The organism is Gryllotalpicola ginsengisoli DSM 22003 (assembly GCF_000419445.1).
GTDB lineage: Bacteria > Actinomycetota > Actinomycetes > Actinomycetales > Microbacteriaceae > Gryllotalpicola > Gryllotalpicola ginsengisoli.
On sequence record NZ_AULK01000001.1, the window covers coordinates 1 to 19,143 of the forward strand.

A 19,143-nucleotide genomic window follows, 5' to 3' on the forward strand; every position below is an offset into this window, starting at 1 on the left:
ACGAACCCCTTGGAGCGGGTGAACAAGGAGATCAAACGCCGCACCGACGTCGTCGGCGTCTTCCCCAACCCCGCCGCGCTGCTGCGCCTCGCCGGGGCCGTCTTGGTGGAGCAGCACGACGAATGGGACGCCGGCGACCGCCGCTACTTCAGCGAGCAGTCCATGAAACTCCTCACCGAAACGCCCGAGGAGGTGGCGATCCCCGAACTCAAAGCCGCATAATCAAACACAGCTGACCCGCACGGTGTCGAGAAACTCCACCACTCAACGGGACGCGACCCGGTGGAGGGCCGGAGCGGGCTTGGCCGGGCTCACAGGCGGGGGCTGTCGCGTCGAGTCGTCCCCCTTCGTGTCGGCGGTGCGGCGAGGAACTGATTGGCCTGCCGAGCGGCCTCGGCGAGGTGCCGGTGGTCGGGGTGCAGGTAGCCCTTGGTCGTCTCGACGGACTTGTGCCCGAGGATCTCTTGGAGGACGTGGAGCGGGACGCCCGCGTCTGCCATCCAGGTCGCCCCGGTGTGACGCAGGCCATGCCGGGTCAGGTTCTCGAGCCCGAGTCCTTTCACGAGATCGTCCCAGTGCGTCGCGTCCCGGATCGTCGCGGTGGTGAGGACGCCGCCGCGCGGCCCGCGCAGCAACGGCTGGTCGGGCTCTTTGCCCTCGGTGAGGCGTTCCAGGATGGGCTCAAGCGCGTCGAGGATCGGCACAGGCCGGCCCCGGCGCCCCTTGGTCTGCTTGACGACGAGCCCGCCCTTGCCGGGGTAGTGCTGCCGCTCGATCCAGACGATGCGGTTCCGCCAGTCCACGTCCCCGACGTTCAGCCCGGCGACCTCGGAGCCACGCGCTGCGAGGAGCGCGGCGAGCATGACGTGGTCCGAGTAGGACTGGTGCACCTTGGCGCAGGCGTCTGCCAGCTTGGTGAGCGTCGCGAGGTCAGGGATCGCGTACTGACGAAGCGAGCCGGTGGTCTGCGTGACCTGGTGGCCGAGCTTGCGGCGCGCTCGATGCTTGGCGGGATTGATGGAGATGAGGTCGTCGCGCACCGCCTCGTCGAGGACTCGCACGAGCGGGGCGATGGAGTTCTTGATTGTGGACGGCGAGTGCTGTGTCTCCCACTGGTCGATCGTGCGGTCGATCATGCCAGCCGTGAGCTTGGCGACCTGGATGTGTCCGAGCGCGGGAAGGACGCGTAGCCGCAGCCCGATGTCGTAGTTCTCGGCGGTGGAGGTCGGATCGAGAGCGCGCTTCCACCTGTCGCCGATGGATTCGGCATACACCGCGAGGGTCGCGGTGGTGTCGTTGCCGGTCTCGGTCGCCTTGCGCATCTGGTCGAAGAACTCCTCGACCTCCTCGGCAGTGCGCACATGGCTCACTCTCCCGACGCGCTTCTTGGTCGACGGGTCGGTCCAGCGCACGCGGGCGCGGAACCCGTCGACGCGACGTTCGACATCGGTGGTCAGCTTCACGCCGACTGGCGGCATCCGGTGATTGCGCGGATCAGCCACGAGCCGTCTCCTGCTTGCAGACCCACTCACGCACGGTGGCCGGGTTATAGCGGTAGACGCCGCCGACCTGAACGAATGGCGGCCCGACCTTCTCGCGACGCCATCGCGAGAGGGTGGCTTGGGACACGTTCAGGAACTCGGCGACATCACGCGGGCACCACAGGGGCTCGACAGGCCCGATGCCGCGTTCATTCGGCAGGCTGGTCGTCGTCATCGAACACCTCGCCGGTCTCGGGATCGACGCCGAGGCTCGCGTAGAAGGCGTCCTCGGCGGCCTGACGGCGCGCAACATCGGCTTCGACGAAGGCACGGAAGTCCTCGGCGCGATCCGGGATCACGATGTCCTCGACGGGGTCGGCGGGTTCTTCGCCCGGCCAAGCTGTCTGCCGGGTGGGCCGATCTCGGTCCAGGCGGGTTCCGCTGGCGGCGACCCAGTCGCGCAGACGCTGGCGGGTCTCTGCGAAGTCGCGGTGCCAGCCGGACGGCGCCGATCCGTTCTGCTCCGGGTCGTACGCGCACAGCCAGTGGAGGTGCAGCGCGGAGAGCTCCCAGACCAGCTCCGCATGACGGTGCCAGAAGGGTGGGATGACGCTGGCGGGCAGCCCGTAGGTGTGGCGCAGCCACGTCACCCACTTGTCGAGCTCGGCCCACTCGTCGCGTGCCTCGTCGGCGGTGAGCAGGTTCCAGTTCACCGGACGCGGTGGCTCCGCCACGAAGCCGACGTCGAGGCGCATCTGCTCCTCGCTCTCGTCGTCATCAAGGGGCGTCGGCTCCGGCTCTTCCAGCTCGGGAATCGCATGCATCTCGGTCATCTTGCTCCGTCACATGCCCAGCGCTGGCGCCGCCGGGGCGGCGGCCGAGCGACGCGGCTGCGGCTGTTGCGGCGCATCGAGCCGAGCCGACTGCGACGGAGCCTCCTGCTCGACGGAGCGCCGCGAGCGTGCGCGGGTGACCTCATAACTGGTGCGGGCGAGGTCGTGGCCGACCTTCTTGGCGACGAACTCCTCGCCCTGCACGGTCTCGCCGTCCCGCTCGTACTCGTACGGGTGCGTGTAGCCCTCGGCGACGAAGCTGTCGCCCTTGGCGAGCCTGTCGTGGGCGCGCTCGGCGGTCTTCTTGAACGCCACGAGGTCGTGGAAGGTCGTCTCGGTCTGCGTGAACGACCCGTCCTGCTCCTTGCGGTAGTGTTCCTGTCCGATCTTGACGTACAGGCGCGCGTCGCCGCGCTCGGTGTATGTGAGCTGCGGGTCGGAGGCGATGAACCCCGAGAGGGATTCCTGCGTGTGGAGAGCCATCGGACTGTCCTCATTTCTGACATCGACGGGCAGCCCCACGGCCGGAGCCACCCTTGTGTCAGGCAGGTGCGCCCGGCTCCTCCAGCAGACGACGTTGCAGCAGCGCCTCGATGCCGGCCCGATCGGCGCGCAGTGCCTTCGCGTCGGGCCGGTCGGTCCAGGTCCGCAGCCTCGTGACAATGGGCGGCGCGGAGCGCAGCAGCACGAGCGCGGTCCCGAACGGCAACGTCCTGATCGTGTCGGGCGGCATGATCGGCACGCGCCGGATGGAGCGTTGCGCGGAGCGGGAGCCGTGGTCTCCGACCGTGGTGGAGTCGGTCACCTCGTCACGTTCCCCGATGAGCGTGGTCAGATCGTGCAAGTCCTTCGAGTTCGATGCGCCGCCGAGGATGATCTTGACGATTGAGGCGTCCCAGATCGCGCCGGCGGCGTTCTCCGACCACTTCTCCCGCGCCTGAGCGAGCGACTGCAACACCGGCATCGTCGTGATCCCCGTGCCACCACCTTCGGCCATGAGCGTCGGCAGAGACGGCAAGGGCGCGAGGTTGCCGACCTCATCGAGTGCGAGCAGCAAGGGCGGGTCGAGGCGCGCTCCGGCGCTGCGGGCGGCGATGCGGCGGGCGGCTTCCACGACGTCCTCCACGAACGCCGCCACCAGCGCCGCGCTGTTATTGGCGCCGGCGCCGGTCGCCAGCAGGTAGAGCGTGCCCTTGGCGCGCAGGAACGCTTCGGGGTCGAAGTCCTCACCTTCTCGCGGCGACACGGCGTCGAGTACGCGCGGGTCTGCGAGGGCGGCCAGGGCGAGGGAGACGCCTTGCCAGATCGAGTCGCGGGTTCTCGGGTCGGAGTCGATCATCGCCTGCAACGACTCGGCCCACCCCGTCGCAGCCAGCGGATTCGCCGTCAGGATCGCCACCGCATCTGCGGCGGCAGACGGGTCAAGTGTCCACCGGAACAGCTCACCCGGCGGGCGACGGTCGAGAGCGGCGGCGTGAAGCAGGGCTTGGAGCGCGGTGCGGGTCTTGCCCTCCCAGAACCCGCCGCCTTCGACGCCGCCTGCGGACAGGCCGGTGCCGGCGGCGAGCCCGGTGGCGCGGATCATCGCAGTCAACGGGTCCTCGCACCCGCGGATGGGCGACCACCGCATGCCTGCGGGGACGCCTTCGGCGAGGTGCTGCGGGTCGAACACGGCGACCGGGCCGATGTGCTCGCGGGCGCGGAGCGTCGCGGTGAGGTTGTCAGGCCGCGTGCTCGTCGTCACGACCGCGCCGGGAGCGTCGAGGATGGCGTTGATGACGATGTGCGCACCCTTCCCGGAGCGCGGCGGGCCGATCAGCAGGATGGAGTCTTCGACGGACGCCCACACGTTCTTGCCGCGCGAGGTGCCGATCCGATAACCGACGTCCTCAGGGCTTGGCTTGTCGAGCGATGGCCGCAGATGCCCAGCCCGGCGCAGCAGCGCGGGTTCGGATGCAGCCCGTGTTACCTCGGAGCGGGTGGCGATCCCGGGGATGCGGTAGGGGTCGTTCTTAACCTGGCGGCCGTGCTCGCGGAAGAACCGCCACGTCCACCACACTGCGCCAGCGGCAGCGAGACGATGCCGCCGCCCGATTTGACGGCGTCCGTCAGCTGCGCCTCGAGCTCGCCGAGGTCGGCGTCGCCGCGAAGCGGGAAACTGTGCCTGCCAAGGGTCAGTGTCAGCGCGTGCATGGCCTCCTCCTCGGCCCGGCGGTCGCCGGCCCCGCAAGCTCGGTACCCAAGCCCGGGGGAGCAGTCACCGGCGACGGGAAAGTTCGTGGCTCCGCGACCGGCTCAGGCGGGGCTCAGGGGGCGACGGGGGCACCGGCGGCGCGCAGGTACTCCTCGGCCTCCTGCTCGTTCATGAGCACCATTCCGCGCACCCCGTGCGACGACCGCTCGAGGGCGTCCAGCCAGCGCCGGTTCAGCTCCGGCGCTTTCGAGCCCGAGAAGCGGAACTCGAGGGGCACCCCGGGAGCAAGCCAGATGCTCACGCGGCCGGAGCCCCGGTCGTTCGGGATCGTCCAGTTGAGGAGGAAGCACTCCTGTCGACGTAACTTGGCGCTGATCGCGATCTTCACGTGCGCGAGCACGCGGTCATCGATCTCATAGGCGACGGATGCGGCGTAAACGAGAGTTCCCATGTCTGCTTTCTTCGGCGGTTCGGGCCGATCGTCACACGCCGCGCGGCCTGGGAGGAAAACGCGCGCGGCCGTCGGCGCGCTCCGGCGTTTCTCGCTGCGTTTTCTGTACAGGGCACGCGCGAACCGTCCCGTCGCCCGCGGCGAGGCGGCTCCGGTGCCGGTCCACAATGGAGGGCGATGGCGACCCGGCTCCTGCTCCTGTCCGATACGCACGTGCCCGCGCGGGCGAAACGGCTGCCCGACGAGGTGTGGCGTGCCGTGGACGACGCCGACCTCGTGGTGCATGCGGGCGACTGGGTCGACCTCGCGACGCTCGACGCCCTGCAGCAGCGCGCCGCCCGGCTGATCGGCGTCTGGGGTAACAACGACGGATCCGAGCTGCGCGCCCGGCTGCCCCGGATCGCCCGCGCCCGGGTCGAGGAGGTCGCGCTCGCGGTCACCCACGAGACCGGCGCCGCGGCCGGCCGCGAACGACGGATGGACGCGCTTTTCGCCGGCGACCGGCCCGACCTGCTCGTGTTCGGGCACAGCCACATCCCGTGGGACAGCACCACCCCCGGTGGCATCCGTCTGCTCAACCCCGGCTCGCCCACCGACCGCCGCAGGCAGCCCGAGTGCACCCTGATGACGGCCGTGATCGACGGCCCGGCGGTGCGCGAGGTGACGCTGCGGCCGGTGCGCCGAGCAGCCTGACCGGCCCGCCCCGGCGCGATCGCGCCCGCCGCGCGATGTCCGAAATGCGCAGCCGAATGCGACACGCCGATCACGCCTCCGCGGGGCGGGCACGTAGCCGGCAGCGCCGCCCCGCCGGCGCGGGAGAGGAACGACCATGTATTTCCACAAGCAAGAGCTGCAGCACGCGGCCAAACCGGAGAAGCCCGACGCCGTGTATGCGCGCAAGCTGCAGGAGGTGCTCGGCGGCCAGTACGGCGAGATCAGCGTCGCCCTGCAGTACCAGTTCCAAGCCTGGAACATGCACATGCCCGGCAAGTACCGGGACCTCGTCTTCGGAATCGGCGCCGAGGAGCTCGGACACGTCGAGATGCTCGCCACGATGATCGCGCAACTGCTCGAGAAGGCGCCGCTCGGGATCACGGAGGACGCCGTGCAGGACGACCCCACCGTCGCCGCGGTCGTGGGCGGAACCGACATCCAGCAGGCCATCGTCGCCGGCGCCGGGGCCCGGCCCGTCGACGGCATGGGCAACCCGTGGATGGGCTCGTACATCACGGCCAGCGGCAACCTGCTCGCCGACTTCACGGCGAACGCGAACGCCGAGATGCAGGGCCGGCTGCAGGCGGCGCGGCTGTACCACATGACCGACGACCCCGGCGTGCGCGACCTGCTCGGCTTCCTCATCGCCCGCGACACCATGCACCAGAACCAGTGGATCGCGGCCGCGGCCGAACTGCGCGAGACCGGGGTCGAGGACCTGCCGGTGCCCAGCAAGTTCCCGCAGTCGAAGGAGGACGGCGCCGTGGCCTACGAGTACATCAACTTCTCGAACGGCACCCAGGCCGGCGACGGGCCGTGGGCCGGCGGGCCGACGCCGGACGGCAAGGGCGAGTTCTCCTACCGGGACGAGCCGGAGCAGGGGGTGCCCATGCCGCCGCCCACGCACCCCGACACGCGCTTCTACGGCACCACCGAGCTGCCGAACGCCGTCGAGGAGGCGGCCGCGGGAGCGCAGGACGCGCTGAACAAGGAGTGAGACGCGCGGCACGCCCGCGCGGCGGTGCATCCGCGTCGCGGGCGGCGCGCGTTTCGGCGGACTCACGCCTGCAGGCCATGAACTTGTAACACGGATGCCCGGTCCGGATGCGCACGGCCGGGGTTAGCCTGACGCAATGACAGCCCCGACCACCCCGGCACCCACCATCCGTACCGTCGGCGAGCTGCGCGAGTCCGGCCACGTGCACAAGCCCTTGCGGGCCGAGATCCGCGACAACCTGCTGGCAAGACTCCGTGCGGGCGAGGACCCCTGGCCCGGTCTGCACGGCTTCGAGAGCACCGTCATCCCGCAGCTGGAGCGCGCCCTGATCGCGGGGCACGACGTCGTGCTGCTCGGCGAGCGCGGGCAGGGCAAGACCCGCCTGCTGCGCACCATCGGCGGACTGCTGGACGAGTGGACGCCCGTCATCGACGGGTCCGAGCTCGGCGAGCATCCGTTCGACCCGATCACCCACGCCTCCAGGCGCCGCGCGCTCGAGCTCGGCGACCGCCTGCCCGTCGTGTGGCGGCACCGCAGCGAGCGCTACGTGGAGAAGCTCGCCACCCCCGACACGAGCGTGGCCGACCTGATCGGCGACGTCGACCCGATGAAGGTCGCCGAGGGGCGCTCGCTGGGCGACCCGGAGACCATCCACTTCGGGCTGATCCCGCGCTCGCACCGCGGCATCGTCGCCATCAACGAGCTGCCCGACCTCGCCGAGCGGATCCAGGTCGCGATGCTCAACGTGATGGAGGAGCGCGACATCCAGATCCGCGGCTACGTGCTGCGGCTGCCGCTCGACGTGCTCGTCGTCGCGAGCGCGAACCCCGAGGACTACACGAACCGCGGCCGCATCATCACGCCGCTGAAGGACCGCTTCGGCGCCGAGATCCGCACCCACTACCCGACCCGGCTCGAGGCCGAGGTCGCCGTCATCAAGCAGGAGGCCGAGCTGGTCGCGGAGGTGCCCGACCACCTGCTCGAGATCCTCGCCCGGTTCACCCGCAACCTGCGCGAGTCGTCGTCCGTCGACCAGCGCAGCGGCGTCAGCGCTCGCTTCGCGATCGCCGGCGCCGAGACGGTCGCGGCGGCGGCCCTGCACCGCGCGGCCGCCCAGGGCGAGAGCGAGCCGGTGGCCCGCGTCGTCGACCTCGAGACCGCCGTCGACGTGCTCGGCGGCAAGATCGAATTCGAGACGGGGGAGGAGGGGCGCGAGTCCGACATCCTCACCCACCTGCTGCGCACCGCCACCGCCGACACCGTGCGCGAGCACTTCCGCGGCATCGACTTCGGGCCGCTCGTCGAGGCGATCGAGAACGGCGCCATGGTCGCCACCGGCGAGAAGGTGACCGCCCGCGACTTCCTCGCCGGGCTGCCCGTGCTCGGCGAATCCGAGCTGTACGAGGAGGTCGCCGGGGCTCTCGGCGCCGTGAGCGACGGCGAGCGGGCCGCCGCGATCGAGCTCGGCCTGGAGGGGCTGTACCTGGCCCGCAAGGTCGGCAAGGACACCGACGGCAACGAGACGATCTATGGCTGAGCACGCCCCCGGCCGCGCCACCCGGTTCCGCCGCTACGACGGCGGCGACCCGCTGGCGCCGCCCGTCGACGTCGCCGAGGCGCTCGACGCCATCGGCGAGGACGTGATGGCCGGCTACTCGCCCGAGCGGGCGATGCGCGAGTTCCTGCGACGCGGCGGCCGAGACCAGGTCGGTCTCGACGAGCTGGGCCGCCGCGTCGCAGAGCGGCGCCGCGAGCTGCTGCAGCGGCACAACCTCGACGGCACCCTGCAGCAGATCAAGGAGCTGCTCGACCGCGCCGTGCTCGAAGAGCGCAAGCAGCTCGCCCGCGACGTGCAGCTGGACGACGACGAGCGCGCCTTCGCCGAGATGCGCCTCGAGAACCTGCCGCCGTCGCCGTCGGCCGCCGTGAACGAGCTCTCCGACTACACGTGGCAGTCGTCGCAGGCGCGCCAGGACTACGAGAAGATCAAGGACCTGCTCGGCCGCGAGCTGCTCGACCAGCGCTTCGCCGGAATGAAGCAGGCGCTGGAGAACGTCGGCGACGAGGAGCGCGAGGCCGTGCAGGACATGCTGCGCGACCTCAACCGGCTGCTCGACAAACACCGCCGCGGCGTCGACACCCCGCAGGACTTCGCCGACTTCATGGCCGAGCACGGCCAGTTCTTCCCCGAGAACCCGCAGAACGTCGACGAGCTCATCGACGCGCTCGCGCAGCGCTCGGCCGCGGCGCAACGGATGCTCAACTCGATGACCCCCGAGCAGCGGGAGGAGCTCATGCAGCTCTCCGCGCAGGCCTTCGGCTCTCCGGAACTGGCGCAGACCCTCGCCGAGCTCGACGCCAACCTGCAGGCGCTGCGCCCCGGCGAGGACTGGTGGGGCTCGGAGGACTTCGGCGGCGACGAGTCGCTCGGCCTCGGCGAGGCCACCGGCATGCTGCAGGACCTCGCCGACCTCGACGAGCTGGCCGAGCAGCTGTCCCAGTCCTACGAGGGCGCCCGCATGGACGACCTCGACCTCGACAAGCTCGCCCGGCAGCTCGGCGACCAGGCCGCCGTCGACGCCCGCGCCCTGAAGGAGCTGGAGAAGGCGCTCAGCCGCTCCGGCACCCTGCGCCGCGACGCGGCCGGCCAGCTCAAGCTCACCCCCAAGGCGATGCGGCAGCTCGGCAAGACCCTGCTGCGCGACATCGCCGAGCGCATGTCGGCCCGGCAGGGCGAGCGGGAGCTGCGCCAGGCGGGCGCCGCCGGCGACCTCTCCGGGGCGACGCGGGCGTGGCAGTTCGGCGACACCGAGCCGTGGGACATCCCCCGCACCATGCTCAACGGCGTGCTGCGGCGCGCCGGCGGTGAGGCGGGCCGGCTCATCAACATCGACGACATCGAGGTGTCCGAGACCGAGACGCGCACCCAGGCGGCCGTCGCGCTGCTGGTGGACACGTCGTTCTCGATGGCGATGGACGGCCGTTGGGTTCCCATGAAGCGCACCGCGCTGGCGCTGCACACCCTGATCCAGTCGAAGTTCCGCGACGACCACCTGCAGCTGATCGGCTTCGGCCGGCACGCCGAGGTGATGGACATCGAAGAGCTCACGGCGATGGACACCAGCTGGGCGAAGGGCACCAACCTGCACCACGCGCTGCTCTTGGCCAACCGGCACTTCCGCAAGCACCCCGACGCGCAGCCGGTGCTGCTCGTCGTCACCGACGGCGAGCCGACCGCGCACCTCGAGCCCGACGGCGAGGTGAGCTTCTACTACCCGCCGCATCCGATCACCATCGCCCACACCGTGCGGGAACTGGACAACACGCGGCGGCTGGGAGCGCAGATCACCTTCTTCCGGCTCGGCTCGAGCCCCGACCTCGCCCGGTTCATGGACCAGCTCGCCCGCCGCGTCGACGGCCGCGTCGTCGCCCCCGAGCTCGAAGACCTCGGCATCGCCGTCGTCGGCTCGTACCTCGGCGGCCGCGGCGGCGGCTCGGCCACGACGTCGTCGTGGGAGGACTGGGGCGGCGGCTACGGCGGCAGGGGATTCTGGGCGAACGGATGAGACGCCAGCTGGGTACGTGACCCGCATGAGCGATCAGCGAGACGACGACCAGGAGATGCTGGGCACCCCCGACCCCACCGAGGGCACGCTGCGCAAAGACCCCGAGGACTGGAAGAGCGGCGACGACCCGGCGACCGAGGCGCAGAAGAGCTACCTCGACACGCTCGCCAAGGAGGCGGGGGAGCAGATCCCCGCGGACCTCACCAAGGCCGAGGCATCCGAGCAGATCGAGCGGCTGCGCAAGGGGCTCGGCCGCACCGACTGAGCCCGCGCGCGCTCACGCCTGCGCCGCGGTCACGCCTGGGTCTGGAACGGCGTCGCGTCGAGCGCGCCGACGGTGACATAGCGACGGATCGCCTCCCGCGCCACCTCCTCGGGAGCGGCCAGCAGCTGCTCGAGCTGCTGCGCCGTGACCTTGTAGAGGGTGGGTGCCGCCGTGATCGGAACGGTGGTGTGCACCATCCGATCGCCGTAGACGTGCACGAGGTCGAACGACTGGCCGCCGGCCACGGCGCGCAGGCCGGGCTCGACCACCACCACGTCGTTCGTGTAGCAGGTGGCGCTCGCCACCGACACCGGCACCCCGGCGAAGGTGCTGTGCGTGGCGTAGTGCAGGTGCCCGGCGAGGATCGCCCGCACGTCGCTGCCGCGCACCACCTGCTCGAGTCCGTCCTGCCCCTTCAGCTCGATCAGCGCGTTGAGCGCGCTCGGCGACGGGATCGGCGGGTGGTGCAGGGCGAGCACCGTGCCGCGCGGCGCCGGGGTGGCGAGCACGTCGCGCAGCCACTGCAGCTGCTCGGGCTCGAGGCGGCCGTAGTGGAAGCCCGGCACCGACGAGTCGAGCACCACGAGCCGCAGCCCGTCGAGGTCGTGCACGGCGTCGACGGGCGCGTCGGGGTCTTCGCCCGGGGCGGCGTCGAGCAGTCCGGCGCGGAACGGCCCGCGCAGGTCGTGGTTGCCCATCACCCACACGAGCCGCGCCCCGAGTTCGGCGGCCACCGGCTCGAGCATCCCCCGCACCCGCCGGTACGCGTCGTCGGCGCCCGTGTCGGCGACGTCGCCGGTGACCACGATCGCCGCCGGCTTCAGGCCCGAGGCGGGCAGCGCGCGCAGCGCCTGGGCGAGGTTCGCGTCGCTGTCCACCCCGCCGAGCAGGGGAGCGGCGCCCGCGGTGAAGTGCGTGTCGCTCAGGTGCACGATCACCTGGTCGGGTTCGGGGTATTCGCCTTGCAGCAGCGGATGCATCGGCCGGCCTTTCTCGCATCGGGGGTGCACTGCGAGCCTATGGGGCGTCCCTCCACATCGAAGTCGCGTCGTGACGCGACATCCGGAGGAATCTGCATACGCTGGAATATGGCTGTAGCGACTGTGGTCGCCGTGATCGGCGACGAGACGAGCGAACTGATCACCGAACTGTCCGCGCTGCACAACGTCGAGGCCGTCGCCGTCGACCGAGACGACGAGGCCAGGGCCGCGCGCCGCATCAGCGCCTCGCAGGCGCGCTACGTGGTCACCGACGCCGACCCGCTGGCGCACGTCGCCTCGGCGTGGGTCGAGTTCTTCGACGACCGGGCCACCCTCGGCACCCTGCAGCTCGAGGCGGAGACCGCCGCGGCCGCCCTGCGCGCGGGCCGGGCGCAGATGCCCGACTACTACCTCGTGCTCGACCCGGAGCAGATCGAGGGCACCTGGCGGCACTGGTGGTTCGGGGCGCTGTCGAGCAAGGCGCCCACCCGCGTGCTGCCCCTGCCCGCGAGCGGCGAGCAGGTGCGCCGCCAGCTGCGCCGGCTGCCGACCGCCCGCCCCTGGGGCGAGCCGGCCGAGTGGCTCGGGCGGCTGCACTTCGAGGTGCCCGACCGCCTCGCGGTGGAGTAGGCGGGGGCCGGCCGCCGGCCCCGGCGGTGCAGCCCGCTCGCGCCGGTGCCTGCACCCCTGCACCCCTGCACGCGCGGGCATGAACGTTGCGATTGGGCATAGCTTGTGCGCATCCGTTGTGCCCGATCGTGACGTCTGTGCCCGCGAGGTCTATCCACAATCGGATGCGCGCCCCAGTTGTGCACCATTCGGCCGGTGCCGCCCAGGGCGCTTGCACCGAGGCCTGCACACTGCCGCTCATGCAGCTGGATCAGATCCTCGACCTGAACGACGGGTTCGCCACACGGGCGGCCCTGCGCTCCGCCGGGTTCTCGGCGCGTCGCATCCGAGCCGAGATCGCCCAGGGGCGGCTCATCGCGCTGGGGCGTGACATCGTCGCCCGTCCCGGCGCCGGGCGCAGCCGCCGCCGCGCCGTCGAGATGCACGCCCGGCTGGCATGCGTGTCGGCAGCGCGGCTGATGGGCTTGTGGGCCATCGACGACGGGCGGTTGCACGTCGTGCCGCGCAGCCTCAACTCGCACTTCGCACCAGACGGGCGCTCGCCCGAGGTCGTCGCGCACTGGTCGCCCGCGCCGCTCGAGCCCGACCGGCACCGGGTGGCGGTCGAATCGGGGCGCAATGCGCTCATGCACATCGCCCGGTGCCAGCCGCTCTCGCTCGCGGTGGCGACGTTCGACTCGGCGATCCGGCAGAGGTTCATCAGTGTCGAGGAGCTGCGGCGGCTCGCATCCGCTCGCCGCGACCGCTTCGCGCGCGTCGTCGCGCACGTGAGCGACCAGTCGGACTCCGGTCTCGAGTCGATCACCAGGGTCGGGCTGAGGGAGGTCGGCCTGACCTGCCGCGAGCAGGTGATCATCGACGGTCATCCGGTCGATCTGCTGGTGGGGGAGACGCTGATCATCCAGCTGGACGGGCGGCACCACCTCGACGACCCGGCGCAGCTCGCGCGCGACCGGTGGCAGGACCGGCGCCTGCGGCGGATGGGGTACACGGTGCTGCGCTTCGGCTATGCGGATGTGGTGCACAACTGGCCGGCGACGCTCGCCGAGATCCTCGCGCACGTGGGGCACGGCGTCACGTGGGCACAGGCGTGACGATCGGGCAGAGGTTCTGCGCAGAAGTTCTGCCCGATCGCACCGTTTGTGCCCGGGCGGACACGGGCGGATCGAACCGCCGGGCACGGCGCCCCCGGACCTCGCAGCCGCCCCCGGACCGCGCAGCCGGCCCAGGGGCTCGCTCCGGCCCTCACCTCACCCGCGCCCGGCGGGCGGGCGCGTACAGCCCGCGGTCCTCCCGGATCCACACCAGCCCGGTCGCGCGCTTCTCCGCGCGGGTGGCGAAGCGGTAGCGGTACACCCGGGCCCGCACCGCCGCGGGCGCGCGCCCGGCGAACGGGTCGATGCGCAGCAGCCGCAGCACCCGCCGGTCGGCCGCCAGCAGCCGGGCGAGCAGCACATCGAACCAGTCGCCGGGCGCACCCAGCGCGAGGAACCACATCAGCCAGTCCAGCCGGAGGTGGTACGGCGCGAACCAGCGCGGCACCCGCGCCGGGTCTCCCGGCTTGCCGTGGAACTCGTACTCCTTCCAGGAGCCGCCGGCCGGGTCATCCGTGCCCTCGATCACGATCTCGAACCGGGTCTTCGTCACCGTGCCGAACGCGCCGTACGCGTTCACGAGGTGCCAGCGGTTGAAGCTCGCGTTCATCAGTTGGTTGCGGGCGAGCAGGTTCCTGGCCGGCCACCAGCTCAGATACACGAGCAGCACGGATGCCGCGAGCACCGGCACCGCGTACCAGATCGGCATCCCCGCATCCGTGCCGTGCGCCGGCCAGGCGGGGATCACCGCGTGCACGACCGGGTCGCTGATCGCCGAGGCGGCGAGGATCACCGTGATCCAGTTCAACCAGGCGAAGTTCCCGGTGACGATCAGCCACAGCTGGGTGAGGATCACGATCGCCGCCGCGATCGACGCGACCGGCTGCGGGGCGAAGAGGAAGAACGGCACCACGAGCTGGGCGAAGTGGTTGCCGAGCACCTCGAAGCGGTGGAACCACTTCGGCAGCAGGTGCGCCTGCCGGCTGAACGGCCCCGGCATCGGCTGCGTCTCGTGGTGGTAGTACAGGGCGGTCAGGTCGCGCCACTCGCGCCCGCCGCGCATCTTGATCATGCCGGCGCCGAACTCGAGCCGGAACACGAGCCAGCGGGTGAGGAAGATCGCCGTCCACGGCACGCTGGTCGTCGCCGAGCCGAGCCAGGCGACGGTGAAGCCGGCCTCGCACAGCAGCGACTCCCAGCCGAAGCCGTAGAAGGTCTGGCCGACGTTCACGATCGACAGGTAGGCGCCCCAGATCAGCAGGAACAGCACGGTGGTCAGCCACGGCGCGGTGAGCTGGGGCAGCCCGGCCACGAGCGCCGCGGCGACGACGCCGCCGCCGGTGCAGATGCCGATCAGCAGCCGGTCGGAGTAGCGCCAGCGGAAGATCGTCGGCTGCCTGCGGGCGTAGGAGAAGCGCAGGAACCGGGTCACCGGGAGCAGCCCGCGCTCGCCGAGGAGCGCGGGGAACTGGTCGATCGCCGAGATGAAGGCGATCAGGTAGACAGCGGCCACGCCGCGCTGCAGCACCTCGCGCGCGAAGACGTAGTCGGAGGATCCGAGCCAGTCCATGACACCTGTGACGGTACCCGCCTGACGGCGGCTACGGCACCCGGCTGACGGCGCCCGCGGCACCCGGCTAGCGTGGGGGCGTGAGCAACGGACGCGCCATCGTCGTCGGCGCCGGCCACAACGGACTGGCGGCGGCGGTCACCCTCGCCCGCGCGGGCCTCGAGGTGACCGTGCTCGAGCGCGCCGACCACCTCGGCGGCGGCACGGCCACGCAGGAGCTCACCCTGCCCGGCTTCCACCACGACGTCTGCTCCGCCGTGCACCCCATGGCCGCCGAGTCGCCGTTCTTCCGCGCCTTCGGGCTGGCCGAGCGCGTCGAGCTGCTCACCCCCGAGCTGTCCTACGCGCACGCCCTCGCCCCCGGCCGCGCGGCGCTCGCCTGGCGCGACCTCGACCGCACCGCGCACGGGCTCGGCCGCGACGCCGGCGCGTGGTGGGCGCTGCTCGCCCCGCTCGTCGACGACATCCGCCGCCTCAGCGAGCTGATCGGCGGCGTCTTCTCGCCCCTGCCGCACCTCACGACTGCGCTGCGCTTCGGCTGGCGCGCGCTCGAGCAGGGCACGCGCGCCTGGGACACGAGGTTCACAACGGATGCCGCGGCGGCGCTGCTGACCGGCGTCATCGCCCACACCAACCAGCGTCTGCCCGGCCTCGGCGCCGCCGCCCCCGGACTGGCCCTCGCCGCCATCGCCCACAGCGCCGGCTGGCCCGTGCCGCGCGGCGGCAGCGGCGCGATCGCGCAGGCCCTCGCCGACGACCTCGCGGCCCACGGCGGGGTGATCGAGACGAGCACGCGGGTCACCTCGCTCGACGAGCTGGCGGAGGCCGACACGGTGGTGCTCGACCTGACCCCGCGCGCGTTCGCCGCGATCGCCGGCGACCGGCTGCCCGCCGGGTACCGCCGCGCCCTGGAGCGGTTCCGGTACGGCGACGGCGTCGCCAAGGTCGACTACGCCCTCGACGGGCCGGTGCCGTGGCTCGCCCCCGAGTTGCGCGAGGCGGTCACCGTGCACGTGGGCGGCAGCCGCGCCGACATGGTGCGCAGCGAGGGCCGGGTGGCGAGCGGAGAGCTGCCGGAGCATCCGTTCGTGCTGCTCGCGCAGCCGTCGGTGATCGACCCGACCCGCGCCCCCGAGGGCAAGCACGTGGTGTGGGCGTACACGCACGTGCCGGCCGGGTCGACCGCCGACCGCGCCGAAGCGGTCACCGCCGAGATCGAGCGGCACGCGCCGGGGTTCCGCGACCGGGTGCTCGCCGTGTCGTCGCGCTCCGCGGCCGACCTCGAGCGGCACAACCCGAACTACATCGGGGGAGACATCTCGGCGGGGGCGCCGAGCTTCCTGCAGTTGCTGGCCCGCCCCCGCCCCGCCCTCGTGCCGTGGAAGACGCCGCTCCCCGGCGTCTGGCTCACCGGCGCATCCACGGCGCCCGGCCCCGGGGTGCACGGCCAGTCCGGGTGGCACGCCGCCCGGCACGCGCTGGCCGAGCTGCACCTGCCGGCGCCGTCGCTCGCGCCGTAGCGGAAGGCAGCGGAAAGCAGCGGAAGAAGCCGCCCGATCCGGGTACCTGCCGTGCATGAGCGAACCGGACTCCCGCCCGGTGGCACAGGCCGGGCGCCTGACCACCCGGGTTCTCGACACGATCGACGGCCTGACCGCGCTCGACGGCGTGGCGGCCAAGGTGAGGGGCGCGGTGCAGCGGATGCTCCCGCCGGGCTCCCTGCGCGACCTGCTGCACGGCGTGCCGCTCGGCCACCCCGCGCATCCGCTGCTCGTGCAGGTGCCGCTCGGCGCGTGGATGTCGGCGGTCATGGCCGACTTCGTGCCCGGCGGCGAGCGCGCGGCCCGCGCCCTGGTCGGGGTCGGCACGGCGGCGGCGGTCCCGGCGGCCGCGGCGGGCCTCACCGACTGGTCCGAGCAGCACGCGCCCGAGCAGCGCGCGGGCATCGTGCACGCGGCAGCGAACGCGACGGCGACGGTGCTGTTCGCCGCGTCGTTCCTGCAGCGCTCCCGCGGCGGCCGCGGGCGCCTGCTCGCGCTCGCGGGGCTGACCGCGGCGATGGCCGGCGGATTCATCGGCGGGCACCTCGCCTACCGGCAGGCCTCCGGTGCGAACCACGCGGAGGACGTGCCCTATCTCGTGCCCGACGGCTGGGAGCGGGTGGGCCCGGTGGCGCAGCTGCCCGACCGCACCCTCAGCCGGCGCACCGTGGGCGAGGTGCCGGTGCTCGTCTACCGCGACGGCGAGCGCGTGTACGCCCTCGCCGACACCTGCTCGCACCTCGGCGGGCCGCTGCACGAGGGCGAGATCGACGGCGAGCTCGAGCCGTGCGTGGTGTGCCCGTGGCACGGCAGCACCTTCGCGCTGCGCGACGGCGCCGTCGTGCACGGACCGGCGACGAGCCCGCAGCCCGTGTTCCAGGCCCGCGTGCGGGAGGGATGGGTCGAAGTCGCGCTCGCATGACCCGGCGCCGCGACGGGCACCCGCCGAAGTAGTACCAGACGGAAGGGACGGCCTGACGAAGATGGCGAAGCAGACGGTCAGCGAGTTCGTGATCGACCGCATCAAGCAGTGGGGGGTGAGCCGCGTCTTCGGCTACCCGGGCGACGGCATCGGCGCCTTCGACGGGGCGCTCGGCAACCTCGACAAGACCGGGGATGCGCCGGAGTACATCCGCCCCACGCACGAGGAGATCGCCGCGTTCATGGCGACCGCGCACGCCAAGTTCACGGGAGAGGTGGGCGTGTGCGTCGCCACCTCCAGCCCCGGGGGCTTCCACCTCATCAACGGCCTCTACGACGCGCAGATGGACAACGTGCCGGTCGTCGCGATCGTCGGCCAGCAGGGCCTGGACTCGCTCGGCACCTTCACCCAGCAGGAGAGCAATCTCGAGCTGACCTTCGCCGACGTGGCCGTGTACGTGAAGACGATCGTCTCGCCCGAGCAGGCGCAGGCGGTGATCGACACCGCGTTCCGCGCCGCGATGACCCGGCTCGGCCCCGCGGTGATCGTGCTGCCGCACGACGTGCAGGCGATGCCGGCAAAGGAGCCCGCCGTCGCCCACTGGGTGGCCCGCTCCAGCGGGGCGCCGGCGAGCGCGCGCATCCGTCCCGCCGACGACGAACTGGACCGCGCCGCCGAGGTGATCAACGCGGGCAGCAAGGTGACGTTCCTCGTCGGCGCCGGCGCCCAGGGCGCCACCGACGAGGTTCTGGAGGCGGCCCGCAAGGCCGGCGCCGGCATCGTCACCGCCCTGCGCGGCAAAGACGTCGTGCCCTCCGACATCCCCTTCCACACCCAGCAGGTGGGGCTGCTCGGCTCGCTGCCGAGCCTCACCCAGATGCGCGAGTGCGACACGCTCGTCATGCTCGGCACCAACTACCCGTACGGCGAGTTCCTGCCGGCGAGCGGCCAGGCGCGCGCCGTGCAGGTCGACCTCAAGCCCGAGCAGCTCGGGGTGCGCTACCCGACCGAGGTGAACCTGTGGGGCGACGTGAAGACGACGCTTCAGGCGCTGCTGCCGCGCCTCGCCCAGAAGCCCGACCTCTCCTGGCAGCAGTCCATCGCCGACGCGTTCCAGGACTGGGAGAAGGAGATGCGCACCGAGGCGATGGTCGGCTTCCCCGACGGCGCCAACCCGCGCCGGGTGTTCTTCGAGCTCAACGAGCGGCTGCCCGAGAACGCGATCGTCACCGCCGACGCGGGCACGACCGCCGACTGGTACGGGCACCACATCCGGCTGCGGCGGGGGATGCGCGGCGACCTCTCCGGCCGGCTCGCGAGCATGCTCGCGGCGATGCCCTACGCCGTCGCCGCGAAGTTCGCCTACCCCGAGCGGCCCGTGATCTGCACGATCGGCGACGGCGCGTTCCAGATGCTCGGCATGAACGAGCTGATCACGGTGAAGAAGTACCAGGAGCGCTGGCCGAACAAGCAGTTCGTGATCGTGGTCATGCACAACGACGACCTCGCCCAGGTGTCGTGGGAGATGCGCACCGAGGACGGCAATCCGGTGTGGCGCGGCTCGCAGGACGTCGAGTCGATCGACTACGCCGGCTACGCCGAGCTGCTCGGCTTCAAGGGCATCCGGGTGCGCCGCGACGAGGACGCCGGGGCCGCGTGGGACGAGGCGCTGCGCCACGACGGCGTCACCCTGATCGACGCGTACGTGACGCGCAATGCGCCGCCGCTGCCGGCGAAGATCACCGCCGAGTACCGGGACAACATGCTGAAGTCGCTGGCGAAGGGCGACCCGCTCGCCCGCAACACCGTGATCGACGCCGCGGAGGCGATGGGCGCGCAGGCCGTGCAGCGCGTCAAGGACGCGCTGCACCTCGGCGCGGGCGACCCCGGGCAGCGCGAGTGACG

19 protein-coding genes are annotated in these 19,143 nt (G+C 71.9%); 11 read left to right on the forward strand and 8 right to left on the reverse strand.

All coding sequences use genetic code 11. From position 1 onward, the window contains the following. Nucleotides 1–222, forward strand: a 222-nt coding sequence (locus tag H563_RS14205; protein ID WP_022880575.1) for a transposase, incomplete at its 5' end; no start/stop codon positions are given. 89 nt (nucleotides 223–311) lie between these two features. Here H563_RS14205 and H563_RS0100010 read toward each other — a convergent pair. From H563_RS0100010 to H563_RS0100030, 6 genes are all read right to left on the reverse strand, one after another. Beyond that, nucleotides 312–1,502, reverse strand: coding sequence for a tyrosine-type recombinase/integrase (locus H563_RS0100010; RefSeq protein ID WP_022880576.1), 1,191 nt, complete (start codon nucleotides 1,500–1,502; stop codon nucleotides 312–314). Then, entirely contained in the window at nucleotides 1,495–1,716 is a 222-nt protein-coding gene (locus H563_RS17555; RefSeq protein ID WP_081416068.1) for a helix-turn-helix domain-containing protein, read from the reverse strand. Before H563_RS17555 ends, H563_RS0100010 begins: the two co-directional genes overlap by 8 nt. After that, nucleotides 1,691–2,314, reverse strand: coding sequence for a hypothetical protein (locus H563_RS0100015; protein WP_022880577.1), 624 nt, complete (start codon nucleotides 2,312–2,314; stop codon nucleotides 1,691–1,693). The genes H563_RS17555 and H563_RS0100015 overlap by 26 nt, the downstream gene beginning before the upstream one ends. A gap of 9 nt (nucleotides 2,315–2,323) precedes the next feature. Beyond that, nucleotides 2,324–2,797, reverse strand: coding sequence for a single-stranded DNA-binding protein (locus H563_RS0100020; protein ID WP_022880578.1), 474 nt, complete (start codon nucleotides 2,795–2,797; stop codon nucleotides 2,324–2,326). 58 nt (nucleotides 2,798–2,855) lie between these two features. Then, the gene (locus H563_RS14210) at nucleotides 2,856–4,373 is read right to left on the reverse strand and encodes a type IV secretory system conjugative DNA transfer family protein (protein ID WP_022880579.1); all 1,518 of its coding nucleotides are present in this window, start codon (nucleotides 4,371–4,373) and stop codon (nucleotides 2,856–2,858) included. Nucleotides 4,374–4,620: 247 nt separating this feature from the next. Continuing rightward, nucleotides 4,621–4,959, reverse strand: coding sequence for a DUF7882 family protein (locus H563_RS0100030; protein WP_022880580.1), 339 nt, complete (start codon nucleotides 4,957–4,959; stop codon nucleotides 4,621–4,623). Between the two features lie 177 nt (nucleotides 4,960–5,136). Between H563_RS0100030 and H563_RS0100035 the strand changes: the two genes are divergently transcribed. The 5 genes from H563_RS0100035 (at nucleotide 5,137) to H563_RS0100055 (ending at nucleotide 10,501) form a co-directional block, all read left to right on the forward strand. Next, nucleotides 5,137–5,652 carry a metallophosphoesterase family protein gene (locus H563_RS0100035; protein WP_022880581.1) on the forward strand — a complete coding sequence of 172 codons (516 nt, stop codon included), beginning with the start codon at nucleotides 5,137–5,139 and terminating at the stop codon, nucleotides 5,650–5,652. A gap of 136 nt (nucleotides 5,653–5,788) precedes the next feature. Then, complete coding sequence (locus H563_RS0100040) at nucleotides 5,789–6,670, forward strand: manganese catalase family protein (protein WP_022880582.1); 882 nt, start codon at nucleotides 5,789–5,791, stop codon at nucleotides 6,668–6,670. Between the two features lie 136 nt (nucleotides 6,671–6,806). Continuing rightward, entirely contained in the window at nucleotides 6,807–8,207 is a 1,401-nt protein-coding gene (locus H563_RS0100045; protein ID WP_022880583.1) for a magnesium chelatase, read from the forward strand. Continuing rightward, nucleotides 8,200–10,236: a vWA domain-containing protein gene (locus H563_RS14215; protein ID WP_022880584.1), complete on the forward strand. Its 2,037-nt coding sequence runs from the start codon at nucleotides 8,200–8,202 to the stop codon at nucleotides 10,234–10,236. Before H563_RS0100045 ends, H563_RS14215 begins: the two co-directional genes overlap by 8 nt. A gap of 25 nt (nucleotides 10,237–10,261) precedes the next feature. Then, nucleotides 10,262–10,501, forward strand: a complete 240-nt coding sequence (locus tag H563_RS0100055; RefSeq protein ID WP_033209073.1) for a DUF3072 domain-containing protein — start codon at nucleotides 10,262–10,264, stop codon at nucleotides 10,499–10,501. 29 nt (nucleotides 10,502–10,530) lie between these two features. Here the strand turns inward: H563_RS0100055 and H563_RS14220 are convergent, their stop codons facing one another. Next, nucleotides 10,531–11,481, reverse strand: a complete 951-nt coding sequence (locus tag H563_RS14220) for a phosphodiesterase (protein ID WP_022880586.1) — start codon at nucleotides 11,479–11,481, stop codon at nucleotides 10,531–10,533. 108 nt (nucleotides 11,482–11,589) lie between these two features. On the opposite strand from H563_RS14220, the gene H563_RS0100065 reads away from it, so the two are divergent. Continuing rightward, the gene (locus tag H563_RS0100065; RefSeq protein ID WP_027478909.1) at nucleotides 11,590–12,111 is read left to right on the forward strand and encodes a hypothetical protein; all 522 of its coding nucleotides are present in this window, start codon (nucleotides 11,590–11,592) and stop codon (nucleotides 12,109–12,111) included. Nucleotides 12,112–12,350: 239 nt separating this feature from the next. After that, the gene (locus tag H563_RS17150; protein ID WP_022880587.1) at nucleotides 12,351–13,205 is read left to right on the forward strand and encodes an endonuclease domain-containing protein; all 855 of its coding nucleotides are present in this window, start codon (nucleotides 12,351–12,353) and stop codon (nucleotides 13,203–13,205) included. 151 nt (nucleotides 13,206–13,356) lie between these two features. Here H563_RS17150 and H563_RS0100075 read toward each other — a convergent pair whose 3' ends face one another. Continuing rightward, nucleotides 13,357–14,775, reverse strand: a complete 1,419-nt coding sequence (locus tag H563_RS0100075; protein ID WP_022880588.1) for a lipase maturation factor family protein — start codon at nucleotides 14,773–14,775, stop codon at nucleotides 13,357–13,359. Between the two features lie 80 nt (nucleotides 14,776–14,855). Here H563_RS0100075 and H563_RS0100080 point away from each other — a divergent pair, with 80 nt between their 5' ends. From H563_RS0100080 to H563_RS14230, 3 genes are all read left to right on the forward strand, one after another. Beyond that, nucleotides 14,856–16,295, forward strand: coding sequence for a phytoene desaturase family protein (locus H563_RS0100080; RefSeq protein WP_022880589.1), 1,440 nt, complete (start codon nucleotides 14,856–14,858; stop codon nucleotides 16,293–16,295). 55 nt (nucleotides 16,296–16,350) lie between these two features. Then, on the forward strand, nucleotides 16,351–17,238 hold the full coding sequence (locus H563_RS0100085) for a Rieske 2Fe-2S domain-containing protein (protein WP_081416071.1): 888 nt from the start codon (nucleotides 16,351–16,353) through the stop codon (nucleotides 17,236–17,238). Nucleotides 17,239–17,299: 61 nt separating this feature from the next. Beyond that, nucleotides 17,300–19,141: a thiamine pyrophosphate-requiring protein gene (locus tag H563_RS14230; protein ID WP_022880590.1), complete on the forward strand. Its 1,842-nt coding sequence runs from the start codon at nucleotides 17,300–17,302 to the stop codon at nucleotides 19,139–19,141. The last annotated feature ends 2 nt before the right edge of the window (nucleotides 19,142–19,143 follow it).

Bases quoted from the DNA above. Each gene is read 5' to 3' on its own strand.
- H563_RS17555 (WP_081416068.1), bottom strand. From the start codon at position 1,716: ATGACGACGACCAGCCTGCCGAATGAACGCGGCATCGGGCCTGTCGAG.
- H563_RS0100015 (WP_022880577.1), bottom strand. From the start codon at position 2,314: ATGACCGAGATGCATGCGATTCCCGAGCTGGAAGAGCCGGAGCCGACG.
- H563_RS0100020 (WP_022880578.1), bottom strand. From the start codon at position 2,797: ATGGCTCTCCACACGCAGGAATCCCTCTCGGGGTTCATCGCCTCCGAC.
- H563_RS0100030 (WP_022880580.1), bottom strand. From the start codon at position 4,959: ATGGGAACTCTCGTTTACGCCGCATCCGTCGCCTATGAGATCGATGAC.
- H563_RS0100035 (WP_022880581.1), top strand. From the start codon at position 5,137: ATGGCGACCCGGCTCCTGCTCCTGTCCGATACGCACGTGCCCGCGCGG.
- H563_RS0100040 (WP_022880582.1), top strand. From the start codon at position 5,789: ATGTATTTCCACAAGCAAGAGCTGCAGCACGCGGCCAAACCGGAGAAG.
- H563_RS0100045 (WP_022880583.1), top strand. From the start codon at position 6,807: ATGACAGCCCCGACCACCCCGGCACCCACCATCCGTACCGTCGGCGAG.
- H563_RS14215 (WP_022880584.1), top strand. From the start codon at position 8,200: ATGGCTGAGCACGCCCCCGGCCGCGCCACCCGGTTCCGCCGCTACGAC.
- H563_RS0100055 (WP_033209073.1), top strand. From the start codon at position 10,262: ATGAGCGATCAGCGAGACGACGACCAGGAGATGCTGGGCACCCCCGAC.
- H563_RS14220 (WP_022880586.1), bottom strand. From the start codon at position 11,481: ATGCATCCGCTGCTGCAAGGCGAATACCCCGAACCCGACCAGGTGATC.
- H563_RS0100065 (WP_027478909.1), top strand. From the start codon at position 11,590: ATGGCTGTAGCGACTGTGGTCGCCGTGATCGGCGACGAGACGAGCGAA.
- H563_RS17150 (WP_022880587.1), top strand. From the start codon at position 12,351: ATGCAGCTGGATCAGATCCTCGACCTGAACGACGGGTTCGCCACACGG.
- H563_RS0100075 (WP_022880588.1), bottom strand. From the start codon at position 14,775: ATGGACTGGCTCGGATCCTCCGACTACGTCTTCGCGCGCGAGGTGCTG.
- H563_RS0100085 (WP_081416071.1), top strand. From the start codon at position 16,351: ATGAGCGAACCGGACTCCCGCCCGGTGGCACAGGCCGGGCGCCTGACC.
- H563_RS14230 (WP_022880590.1), top strand. From the start codon at position 17,300: ATGGCGAAGCAGACGGTCAGCGAGTTCGTGATCGACCGCATCAAGCAG.